The organism is Gordonia sp. NPDC003422 (genome assembly GCF_053588675.1).
This window is the reverse complement of sequence record NZ_JBSFQL010000051.1, coordinates 1-11,202: the sequence shown is the minus strand read 5'-3', so window position 1 is coordinate 11,202 and position 11,202 is coordinate 1. Positions and strand designations below refer to the sequence as shown.

The following is an 11,202-nucleotide window of genomic DNA, read 5'->3' as shown; positions in this document are numbered from 1 at the left end:
CACCAGCATCTCGGGAGGCCCGCCCTCTCCGGCGGAGCCACACGGGGTGGGGAATTCAGATGAGCATCACTGGGGAATTTCGATGAGCGCCGTCAGTTGCGGCCCAATTGAATCCACAACGTCACTGCGACGTAGGTGAGCAGGAAGGCGACCAGGATCTCGTCGTCGCCGCCGGCGAGGAACGGTGCGAGGACAACCAGCGGGATGCCGACCATGAGGCCGAGGGACTGACTGTCCCACACATGCGCGACCACCAGGCCGCCGCCGGCCAGCACCGCAGCGACGAGGAGTGCGGCGTAGTCGGGCAGCCAGTGGTAGATCGCGGTGGCGGCCAGCACGTCGAACAGCGCGGCTGCCACCCCCGTCGCGACGAGTGCGACTGCACCAGAACGCTTCTGCACGTTGTGCCCGAGTCGAACGCCTATGCCGAACAGGGTGGCGGCGAGGAGTGCGCCGCCGGCGACGCGGAGCTCGGGACGCAGCAGTCCGGCCTGGGCGGCAAGCACGAGGAGCAGCACGACGCCGATGAGCGTGATCGCGACACCGATGCCGGCGAGGATCTTGCCGATCAGTCCGCCCTCCGACGCCGCGGTCATCTTCTCGGCGGTCGAGGCCCGCGGGGGGACTGGAAGTGGCCGGGGCGGCGGTGGTAGCGGCTGCACCCGGGGCGGAGTCGGCGCGTACTGCGGCACACGATGGTTCGGTGTGAACAGGGGAGGGGGGAAGGTGGCTGTTGGTGGCTGCAACGGATGCAATTGCGGCGTCTGTGTCGGCGTCGGCTGCTGCGGGATCGGGGGAGTGTGGACCGGTTGCGCGGGGGCAGCGGTCTGCGTCAACAGAACCCCGTGCAGTGCGGTGAGTTCATCGGATGCGTGCGAGAGGCGCCGCGTGATGTCGGCGAACTCTCCCCGGATGCGATTCACGGTGTCGGCCGGTGACTCCGGGCCGGGTGATGAAGTGGTGGCATTCATACCGTCCACCTTCGACCGCCGGCTCCCGACGATCATGCGTAGATGTACCCACTTTCGGTGGGTAGTTGTCAGTCCGTGTCGAGCCCGTGTTCGATGGCGTAGCGCGTGAGTTCGACGCGGTTGGCCAGTTGCAGCTTGCGCAGCGATGCGCCGACATGGTTCTCGACGGTCCGCGGGCTGATCGACAGGCGGTTGGCGATCTGCCGCGACGACAACCCCTTGGCGACCTCCCGCAGCACCTGCGTCTCCCGCTCGGTGAGTACCGGCGTCGACGGACCGGGATCACGGGCGATGCGGCGATACTCGCCGAGCACCAGTCCGGCGAGTCCGGGGGTGAACACTGCCTGGCCATTCGAGGTGGCGAGGACCGCTGCGACGAGTTCGGCCCGCTGAGCGCTCTTGACCAGGTACCCGGTGGCGCCCGCCTTGACGGCGTCGAGGACGTCGTCGCGTTCGTCGGACGCCGACAGCACCAGGACATGCGCGTCGGGGCACTTCTCGAGGATCGCGGCGGTCGCGGTCGCACCGTTGCCGTCGGGCATGTTCATGTCCATCAGGACGACGTCGGGTTGGGCGGCGGCGGCCCGTTCGGTGGCTGCACGCACGCCATCGGCGGTCGCCACCACCTCGAATCCCTCGTCGGTGAGATCGCGGGCGACGCCGTCGCGCCACATCGGATGGTCGTCGACCACCATCACCCGCACGGATTTCTCGGTCATCGGACGCGGCCCTCCTGAACGGGAATCGTCAGCTCCCATTCGGTCCCGGAACCCGGAGACGTCTGCAATTGCGTTCGACCCCCGAGATCTTCGATGCGCCCGACGACGGACCGGGCGATACCCATCCTGCCTTCTTGGCGGGCCGCCTCGAGCCGGCCCGGTGCGATGCCGCGTCCGTCGTCGCGGACGCTGATCACCACCTCGTCGTCGAGGTCCTCGAGCAGGATGAAACTCTGGGCTCCGCTCCCCGCATGCTCTGCCGTGTTGTGCAGCAGATTGTCGACCGCGGCCAGCACCTCGTCGGCGATGTGCGCCGACACCGGCACCGGCTCACGGGGAGCGCTGACCTTGACCGTGTCGGCACCGAGTTCACGCAGCGCGGCACCCAGGTCGACGTCGGACGACGGTGTCGGGTCGCCCGTCGAGGTCTCGGGTTGATCGGCGATGAGTCGGCGCAGGCGTTGCTCCTGTTCGGCTGCGAGCCGAGCGAGTTCGGCCGCGTCACCCCCGATTTCCGCGCCGCGTCGCGCGACCAGGGCGAGCACCTGCAGCACACCGTCGTGCACCTCGCGGGCGAGGCGTTCGCGTTCGGTGGCCTGCGCGGCCGTGCGAATGGCCGCGGTCAGACGGGCGTGGGTCACCCGGGCCCGCGACGCGGCCAACCCCACCGCCAGTCCGGTCATCATCAGCAGGAGCAGGGTGGCGTTGCGGCCGAAGTTGAGTGAGATGTCGTCCTTGACGAAGAAGTTGGCGCAGCCGACGACGACCGCCGTGATCACACCCCACACCGGACCGCCGAGCAGAGCGCTCGACAGCACACAATTGGCCACCCACAGCGTGGTCGGCCAGGTCTGGTTCCCCGCGACCCATCCCTCGTCGGCGACGTAGGAGGTCGACAGCATCATCACCACCGACACGGCCACCTCGGAAGCGACGAACCACCATCGGCGGCCGAAGCCGACCAGGTAGCCCGTCGCCCACCAGACGTTCGCGACAGTCATCAGGCCGAACAGGGCCCACGTCAGACCGGGCTTGTCCAGGTTGTCGTTGATGACGATCTGGAAACCGAGCGCGTAGATGAACGACGCCAGGCGAAAGATCTGCGCGGCACGCCACAGCGGGCCTACCGGGTCGGAATCGACGGCGAGCATCGACGACGGGATCAAGCGGTCGAACCCGGTCGCCATGCTCTCTCCCGATGATGGTCGCGGACGTCGCGACCATCATCGCCCATGAAGTGGACTCAGAGGCGACGCACCGCGAATCGAGCCGCGTCCATCGTCATTCCGTTGACCGTATAGAGGACGTGGGTTGCGTTCGGGCCGCCGACGGGCGCGCCGTTGCAGATGGTGTCGCCGGGGATGCAGTAGCGGACCGTGCGGCCGCGATAGGCGGAGCCGACGCGGACCGGCGGCGCGCCGATGTCGGTGATGAAGCGGTCCGACGGCGCACCGAACATGACGATCGCGGCGATGTGGCTTGCGACGTCGGCGGGCAGCGGCGGAGGTACCTCACGCTCGTACTGGCGGTAGCGGTCGGGGATCGCGATCTTGCCGCTCGTCGCGTACCCCGCGACCACGGCGCCCTGCGAGTATCCGCCCAGCACGATCCGGGTCTTCGGGCAGCTGCGGGCAATCGCCGTCACGTCCCGCTGCGTTTGCCGAACACCGTCGGCGACACTGCGGACAAAGACCACTCGATTGTTGAACTTGTCGCTGGCCGCATAGTTGACGCCCTCGGCCGCGACCGACTTCCCGCGAAGCTGCGACCGCATCGACTCGACGAAGGAGATACCGGTCAGCCCCAGCATCGGGGCGGGTTCGGCGGTACCGCGCGCGAACACCACCGCCACATCGGAGCAGGGCGCAGCCGACGCGGCTGGGGCCGTGGTGGTGGTCGCGACGATCGACCCCCCGAGTGCGCCGAGCGCACATACGAGGGCCGTCAACCAACGCCTGATGGGCCGGGTGGTCCGGACATTCATACTGTGATTCATATCGGGTGTTCGGATGAGGATGGTCGGCGGATGGGTCGGATCTCGGTTCTTTTTGCGCGGGATTTCGGCATCAGCTCAACGCGGCACCCAGCTCGTCGGCGCGGCTCAGCATCTCCGCACCGTCGCGGGCACTCACCACGGTGCTGCAGTGGTCGGCGTAGTCGGCCATTGCGCAACCCGCCTGGGTCCAGTACCTCGACGGTTCGGGCGTGACCCAGGCCAGGCGATGGACTCGTCGGGATACTTCGGCAACGAGGTCGATACGGGGGTCGAAACCGTTGCTGCGCGCGTCGCCGACCACGAGCACCGAGGTTCGGGCGGTGAGGAGATCTCCGAAGCGTTCCAGCATCGTCGACCACATCGATCCGTAGTCGCTCGTCGCGGCGAGATCGAGGCCGTCGGCTGCCAGCACCGCGGCCAGGGCGTCGTCGGTATGAGCGGCGCGCAGAGCCGACGTCACGAGCACGGGTTGGTCGACGAACGCCACGACCTCGCAGTGCCGCCCCATCCGGTGGAGGGTCTGAGCGAGTCGAAGGATGAAGCCGGCGACCGGTCGCACCGACAGCGAGACGTCGGCGACGATCAGCATGCGCACCGGGCCGGGCGTCCGAGCGCGTCGCCACAGCATGACCGGCACGCCATCGGTCGGCACCGACGCTCGCATCGTGCGTCGTATGTCGAGCCGGCCACGGTCGGTCCGACGCGGGACCCGACGGGGTGCGCCGTTCATCCGTTGCACGAGGCGATGACATGCGCGGTCGATGTCGGCCTGATCGGTCGTCGTTCGTGACGCCGAGTCGGTGTCCTGCGCGAGCACCGACAACTCGGTGTCGAGCCGGGCAGCCAGAGCGTCGATGAATGCGGTCAAGGCGCGTTCGAGTTCGGCACGACGCCGGTCGTCGAGCCCTTCTGCGCCGTCGGTGCCATAGGCGCTGCGAGCGTCGTAGGCGTCGAGAGCCCGCAGGATCGCGGCAGCGTCTTTGAGCCCCAACGGAGTTCCCCGAACCCGTGTCGCCGACCCCACGAGTTCGCCGACGCTGGCCGAGTCGGCCTCGTCGATCTCGACGGTGTACGTGATGCCTCCGGACACGGTGTCACTCTCCGCGTCGACACCGAGTTGTTCGGTGCCGGCCGAAACGGTGAAGTCGTTCTCCTCGCGATGGGCGCTCTCGGCGTGACGTTCGGCGGCGTCCGGATCGTCGATCATGAGATCGCCGATCTCGTCGGTGTGTTCGTCCGCGCCGATGCGTCGTACGGCACCTTCGAAGTCTTCGTCCCATTCGACGTCATCGGGCAATTCGGCTGCGGCGCCACGGGTTCGGGGCAGGGCGTCGGGAGTGCTGTCGTCGGTGGTGTCAAGGAAGAACAGGTCGAAGGCGTGGTCGAAGCCGTCGGCCTCGTGCGTGTACTTGACGCACACGCTGCGCAGCGCTGCACGCAGGAGCGTCGGGTCCGCGGCCCCGATGATCGACAGCACACGTCGAATCTCGATGACCTCGGCGGGCGATGCGGCGACGCCGTGACGCCGGAGAACCTGTCCGAAGAGCACGGCGAGAAGGTCGAGTACGCCGTCTCGTCCCGGTGATATCGGGCGTTCGGTGGTGAGCACCAGCAACTACCGGCGTTGCGCGCTGCGGGCGCGACCGGCCCCGAACGCTGTGGCGGTGACGGTTCCTCGAGGTCCGGTTTCTCCTGTGGTGGAGATGGTTTCGCTCTTCGTCGGGCGCTCGAGTGCGCGTCGGGCGATGTCGAGATCGGTGCCGAACTTCACCAGCAGTGACAGCAGCGCCCGGTTGGTCGACGGGTCGCCGGTGCGATCACCCAGCAGCGCTGCGGCGCGGGCTGCGTCGATGACCTCGGCGATCGACGGGCTCTTGCGTAACGGCAGCTCACGGAGGTCGCGGGCCATCTCGACGACGCGAGCGATGACCGCCTCCTCGACCTCGGGTGCACGCACGGCGACGATGCGCCGTTCTCGATCCACCGACGGGTAGTCGACCTGGAAGTGCAGGCACCGCCGCTTCAAGGCGGGCGAGAGTTCGCGAGTGTCGTTGGAGGTCAGAATGACCCACGGTGCCGATCGCGCGGCGAAGGTACCCAGCTCGGGAACGGTGACCTGCCGCTCGGCGAGCACCTCGAGCATCACCGCTTCCATCGCCTCGTCGGTGCGGTCGATCTCGTCGACCAGCAGGACGGTCGGGAGCGTGGACATGATGGCGGCCAGAAGTGGTCGGGGTACGAGGAAGTCCTCGGTGTACACGCCGACGTCGGTGCGTGCGAGCGCGGCCGATGCAGAGGAAAGTGTTGTCTCGGTGGCCAATTCGGAACTGATGCGATCGCGCAGCATCTGCACGTGCAGGAGTTGCCGTGCGTAGTCCCATTCGTAGAGCGCGCGTGACTCGTCGAGACCCTCGTAGCACTGCAGGCGAATCAGTTCCCGGCCCGACGCCGCCGCGAGTGCCTTCGCGAGTTCCGTCTTGCCCACGCCGGCCGGACCTTCGAGCAGCAGCGGCCGATCGAGCAGCGTGGCGAGGTGAACCACCACGGCGAGTTCGTCATCGATCAGATAGCCCTGCTCGCCGAGAGCGGCAGCGAGCTCGTCGACGCTCTCGAAGGTGGTGGGTTGGTCGGTCACTGACGACATGAGCGACATGTCTCCTCGATTCATCGTCCAGGGATTCATCGTCCAGGCAAGGGAATTGGTCGAACGGGGTGAGCGCGGGCCGGGCATCGAGATGCCCGGCCCGGACTGCAACGCGACAGCGCCCCACTGTCGATCAGTGCTCAGTAACTCCCGGTCATGGCGTGCGTGACCATGGGGATCAACGATTCGACGGTGCATTCGCGGGGGTTGCCCGGGGTGCACCAGTCGTCCATCATGTGCTCGGCGATGGCCCGGACCTGCTTGTCCGAGGTGTCCATGGTGTCGCCACGGCCCTCGTACTTGCCGGTGTTCATCCGGTTCTTGTCGTAGCTGTCGACGGAGAGCTGACCGAAGTTGTCGGGGATGCCGAGATCCTTCGACAGCCGGATCGCCTCTTCGACCGCCGCGTCGGCCGCCTGGACGGTGGTCATCTTGCTGGTGTCGATGCCGAGCAGGGCGGCGATGTCGGCGTAGCGCTCGTAGCGGCTGGGGAGGTTGTACTCCCAGACGCGCGGCAGGGCGATCGCGTTGTTGAGGCCGTGGTGGCTGTCGTAGAACGCGCTCACCGCATGCGAGAGCGAGTGAATGAGGCCAAGTCCGCCCGAGTTGAATGCCTGTGCCGCAATGTATTGCGCGTGCATCATGCCCGTGCGCGCCTCGAGGTTGCGGGGCTCGTACACAGCAGTCCGCAGGTGGTCGCGGATGAGTTCGATCGAGTATTTCGCGTTGCCCAGCGATGGCGCGAAGTCCAAGCGGGACACATAGGGCTCACTCGCGTGGGCGAGGACGTCGAATCCGCAGAACGCGGTGAAGTGCTCGGGGCAGCTGTAGTAGAGCAGCGGGTCGTCCATCGCGAGGTCGACGAGACAGGTGTCGTCGAAGGCCACCCACTTGTGCGGCTTGTTCATGTCCGAGGTGTCGGTGATGACGTAGGCCCACGACGTCTCCGAACCCGTTCCGGCAGTGGTGGATACGGCGATGTGCTTGGGGTTCTCCTTGTTGGTGGCCTTGGAGAAGCCCTCGAACTCGTTGATGTTGCGGCCGTCGTGCGCGATCACCATACGCGCGCCCTTGGCCGCGTCGTGGCTCGATCCGCCGCCGACCGAGATGATCCCGTCGCACTTCTCGGACTGATACAGCGCAGCCGAATCCATGCAGTTGTAGTCCTTGGGGTTGGACTCGACCTTGTCGTAGAGGACGACGTCGACGCCCTGGTACTCGATCTTGCCGATCAGTTCCTCGATGATGCCCGAGCCGCGCAGGCCGGTGGTCATCAGCAGCACGCGCGTCATGCCGAGGTTCTTGGCCTCCACGCCCAGCATGTCGTGTGCGCCGACACCGAGTTTGGCGTTGGGGAACGGATGGAAATCCTTGATCGGGAAGTCCCAGATCTGGTTCAGCTCGATGGCCATGCGGTCTTACTCCCTTGTGGCGAATGGTGGTACCCGTCCACCGTGTTGCACAGGTCACAGCCGCCACAAGGACACCTGCTCATCTGCTCAGATGTTCAGACGGAGTGGTCAGCTCGATTCCTGTCCCACCGGACAGGTCCCACTCCGCTGCCTGAGATGCGACGAGCGCAGCGAGGGGTCCTGACACGCGAGCGGGAAGCCGGTCGCGGTACCCGGGCGATGTTCAAGATGAATCATCCGACAACGGGTTTCGACTGCCCGGGCTGCGCATGGCCCGACGATCCCGGCGTCACTCTCGACATCTGTGAGAACGGGATCAAGCACGTCACCTGGGAGATGACCGGCAAACGTACGATGCCGGAGTTCTTTGCCGCCCATACTGTTTCGGAGTTACGCGGATGGTCGGATTTCGCCCTGGAAGACCGGGGGCGCCTCACCGATCCCATGGTCTACGACGCCGCGACCGATCACTACGTGCCGATCGGCTGGGACGACGCGTTCGAGCTCGTCGGCCGGCATCTGCGCGCACTCGATACGCCCGACGCTGCGAGTTTCTACACGTCGGGCCGTCTGAGCAATGAGGCGACGTTCCTGTATCAACTGATGGCACGCGAGTTCGGCACCAACAATCTCCCCGACTGTTCCAACATGTGCCACGAGGCGTCCGGTCGGGCACTGCAGGCCTCGTTGGGCACAGGTGTCGGTACCGCTGACCTCGCGGACTGGGAGCAGGCCGACGCCATCTTCGTGCTCGGCGTCAACGTCGCATCCAATGCGCCGCGCATGCTGACGACATTGGCCGACGCCCATCGTCGTGGTGCGCAGATCGTGCACGTCAACACCTTCTCCGAGGTCGGCGGCACGCGCACGATCGTGCCGCACGAGATTCTGGAGATGGCGCGCTTCAAGTCCACTCCCACAAGCACTCTCAACCTACAGGTGCGACCGGCCGGCGACCAGGCACTGCTGCGTGGCATGGCCAAGGCGTTGTTCGAGGCGGCACTCGATCGTCCCGAACTGCTCGACATCGATTTCATCGAGCACCACACTCGCGGATACGAGTCGTACCGGGAGGTGGTTCTTGCGACCGGTTGGTCTGAGTTGGAACGGCAATCGGGTCTGTCGGAGAACGACATCCGACGTGCCGCCGACATCTACATGACAGCTGAAAGCGCCATCATCAGCTGGTGTCTCGGCGTGAGTCAGCAGGAGCACGGTGTCGATACGGCCCGCGAGGTGGTCAATCTGTTGATGTTGCGCGGCAACGTCGGACGCGACGGCGCCGGGCCGTCGCCGGTACGCGGCCACAGCAACGTGCAGGGCAACCGCACGTGCGGAATCGATCACCGGCCCAAGGCCGACTTTCTCGACCGGCTCGGCGAGTGCTTCGACTTCGAACCCCCGCGCGAGTGGGGACTCGACACCGTCGCCACCTTGAAGGCACTCGACGAGGGCAATGTGAAGGTCTTTGTCGGGATGGGCGGAAACTTCGCCCGCGCCACACCCGATCCCGAATACACCGAACATGGACTCGCGCAATGTGATCTGACCGTCCAGGTCAGCACCAAGCTGAATCGCAGCCACCTCGCGCACGGCAAAGACGCGCTGATCCTTCCCTGCCTTGGCCGGACCGAGGACGACGTCCAACAGAGCGGGTCGCAATCGGTCAGCTGCGAGGATGCGATGAGCATGGTCCAGCTCTCCACGGGCACACGCAAACCGGCATCGTCGAACCTACGGTCGGAGCACGCCATCATCGCAGGCATGGCGAAAGCCGCACTGCCGGAATCCACGATGCGATGGGACTGGCTGGTCGCCGACTACGACCACATTCGCGACGCGATGGGTGTGGTGATTCCGGGGCTAATCGACTACAACCGAAAAGTTCGTCAGCCCATGGGTTTCCGTGTACTGCAGCCTGCGCGCGACCGAACCTTCCTGACCGACAGTGGCAAAGCGGAGTTCTGCCTGTCCGCGTTGCACGATGAGGTGCCGGCCGAGTCGGATGTGCTGGTGCTGCAGACCTTCCGTTCGCAGGATCAGTGGAACACCACCATCTACTCCGACGACGACCGTTACCGAGGGGTGAAGAACCTTCGCACACTTGTCTTCATGAACCCCGACGACATGTCCGCGCGCGGCCTCGCCGAATGGGATCGGGTCGCCATCGAGGCGATCTCCAAGGATGGCAGTCGTAGGAAGCTCGACGGCTTCCGGGCCGTCGAGTACAAGATCCCGTCGGGCAGCGCGGCTGGGTACATGCCAGAGATGAACGTGCTGATCGAGCCTGCCGACTTCAGCGCCCAAAGTGATCAGCCGTTGATGAAGAGCCTGAGGGTGCGGATCGCGCCGCTGGCGGGGGGCGGAAGGTAGTTGGAGGTCCACCACCTCTCGCTCCCTGAGGTGCGCGAGGCGCTAGCCGAGAGCCTCGAAGGGCTGGTGAGACAGGGCAATTCGGCGACCAAGTAGCGACGGTCACCAGGCCTTCGAGGCTCCTCGCTAGCGCTCGTCGCACCTCAGGCAGCGGAATTTCGGGCCCAGCTCTGCCTTCCACGGATCCAGGCTCAGGGAGCGGGCATGTACCGCGAGCACTCACGCTGATGGAGCGTGTGATCGCTCAGGATTGGAAGCGGGTGCGCGACAACCACGATCGACTTGCGGAACTGTGGGCAGCGCACGATCCCGACCTGCTCCTCGTGAATGCGCACTGCCCGACGTTGTTCCGGAACGCCGGCATGAAGGGCGTTGACCAGGGCTGACGAGTTTTGTCGGTGGCATGGTTTAGCGTGGTTTGTACACGGGATGTGATGACTGGGTAGTTGATGACTGAGACCGGGTTGCCGGTCTGATTCCTTTTGATGATGAGCATGTTGAGCGGATGGTCCCGATCCGTTGGTTCGTCGTATCGGAAGGGATTGTCGTGTCTGTGTTGTCGACGCCGTCGCCGTGGCCTGAGCAGTTTGCTGCCGGGCTGCTCGGTGGGGTCGACCCGGATTTTCCGGATGAAACCCCGACCAACGATCTGTTGTTGGGGATGGCCGAGATCGATCGTGGGCGTGCGTCGTTGGCGTATGCCGAGTATCGGTCGGCGGCGGTGCTCTATGACCGGTATGTGGCGGCCAAACTCGTCGAACCATCCGGGTCGGGGTTTGTGACCGATGGGTATGCCGATTGCGCGGCGCGGATCGCCCGCGCCTGTGGGATCGGGCAGCGTGCGGCGGAGAAACTACTCAGTGAGGCGGTGTCGTTGCGGGATCGGCTGCCCGAGGTGTTCGACTGTTTACGCGACGGGATCATCGCGCCGTGGCAAGCACAACTCGCGGTGACGCGCACCGAGTTGTTGGACGAGTCGGCGGCGGCACCTCTGGTGGATGCCGAGATCGCTGCGTTGTTGCGGACCCGGAAAGGTACGTGGTCGCGGGCGCGGATGCGCGACATGATCGACCGCGTCGTCTACCGC

9 protein-coding genes and 1 pseudogene are annotated in these 11,202 nt (G+C 65.8%); 3 read left to right on the top strand and 7 right to left on the bottom strand.

Annotated elements, in window-relative coordinates:
• Positions 1-92: 92 nt before the first annotated feature.
• The 7 genes from ACWDTF_RS24425 to mdo form a co-directional block, all read right to left on the bottom strand.
• Positions 93-971 carry a DUF2339 domain-containing protein gene (locus ACWDTF_RS24425; RefSeq protein ID WP_449755223.1) on the bottom strand — a complete coding sequence of 293 codons (879 nt, stop codon included), beginning with the start codon at positions 969-971 and terminating at the stop codon, positions 93-95.
• Between the two features lie 68 nt (positions 972-1,039).
• Complete coding sequence (locus ACWDTF_RS24420) at positions 1,040-1,690, bottom strand: response regulator (RefSeq protein ID WP_449755222.1); 651 nt, start codon at positions 1,688-1,690, stop codon at positions 1,040-1,042.
• On the bottom strand, positions 1,687-2,877 hold the full coding sequence (macS, locus tag ACWDTF_RS24415) for a MacS family sensor histidine kinase (protein ID WP_449755221.1): 1,191 nt from the start codon (positions 2,875-2,877) through the stop codon (positions 1,687-1,689). The genes ACWDTF_RS24420 and macS overlap by 4 nt, the downstream gene beginning before the upstream one ends.
• Positions 2,878-2,933: 56 nt before the next feature.
• Positions 2,934-3,674: a cutinase family protein gene (locus ACWDTF_RS24410; protein WP_240857816.1), complete on the bottom strand. Its 741-nt coding sequence runs from the start codon at positions 3,672-3,674 to the stop codon at positions 2,934-2,936.
• A gap of 82 nt (positions 3,675-3,756) precedes the next feature.
• On the bottom strand, positions 3,757-5,295 hold the full coding sequence (gene madC / locus ACWDTF_RS24405; protein WP_449755220.1) for a MadC family VWA domain-containing protein: 1,539 nt from the start codon (positions 5,293-5,295) through the stop codon (positions 3,757-3,759).
• 6 nt (positions 5,296-5,301) lie between these two features.
• Positions 5,302-6,330 carry a MadB family AAA-type ATPase gene (locus ACWDTF_RS24400; RefSeq protein WP_449755219.1) on the bottom strand — a complete coding sequence of 343 codons (1,029 nt, stop codon included), beginning with the start codon at positions 6,328-6,330 and terminating at the stop codon, positions 5,302-5,304.
• Between the two features lie 140 nt (positions 6,331-6,470).
• Complete coding sequence (gene mdo / locus ACWDTF_RS24395) at positions 6,471-7,742, bottom strand: NDMA-dependent methanol dehydrogenase (protein ID WP_240857813.1); 1,272 nt, start codon at positions 7,740-7,742, stop codon at positions 6,471-6,473.
• 177 nt (positions 7,743-7,919) lie between these two features.
• Between mdo and ACWDTF_RS24390 the strand changes: the two are divergent.
• The 3 genes and pseudogenes from ACWDTF_RS24390 to ACWDTF_RS24380 form a co-directional block, all read left to right on the top strand.
• Positions 7,920-10,115, top strand: a pseudogene (locus tag ACWDTF_RS24390) (FdhF/YdeP family oxidoreductase); the annotation flags it as partial.
• Positions 10,116-10,351: 236 nt separating this feature from the next.
• Positions 10,352-10,501, top strand: coding sequence for a hypothetical protein (locus ACWDTF_RS24385; protein WP_449755218.1), 150 nt, complete (start codon positions 10,352-10,354; stop codon positions 10,499-10,501).
• A gap of 161 nt (positions 10,502-10,662) precedes the next feature.
• On the top strand, positions 10,663-11,202 hold a 540-nt coding region (locus tag ACWDTF_RS24380; protein ID WP_449755217.1), incomplete at its 3' end, for a DUF222 domain-containing protein.